Source organism: Cobetia sp. SIMBA_158, assembly GCF_046566945.1.
Lineage (GTDB): Bacteria > Pseudomonadota > Gammaproteobacteria > Pseudomonadales > Halomonadaceae > Cobetia > Cobetia amphilecti.
Genome location: NZ_JAWJYL010000412.1, coordinates 1 through 269, shown reverse-complemented (window position 1 = coordinate 269; position 269 = coordinate 1). Strand labels below are relative to the sequence as shown.

Below are 269 nucleotides of genomic sequence, written 5' to 3'. Positions count from 1 at the left end.
CGCGGTGACGACGCAGAACGACGGCGGCCAATGGCTGCTGGGCGCGCCGCGTTCGGGCTGGGTCACGGCCACGTTGAGTTTCTGATTCATTTCCTCAGGATGCCGAATTATGACGTCATTGCAGATCGACGGACTCGACTGGTCGCCACACGATGAGCGCAGCGAACGCGGCGCGCGTGCCCTGCTGCGCGCCATCGACGTCGACGTGAAGCCCGGCGAATTCGTCGGTCTGATCGGGCCGAACGGCAGCGGCAAAACCAGCCTGCTGC

1 protein-coding gene is annotated in these 269 nt (G+C 65.1%); it reads left to right on the top strand.

Annotated features, from left to right (window positions below; translation table 11 throughout):
- Positions 1-109 precede the first annotated feature (109 nt).
- On the top strand, positions 110-269 hold a 160-nt coding region (locus tag R2R70_RS20505; protein WP_410978979.1), incomplete at its 3' end, for an ATP-binding cassette domain-containing protein.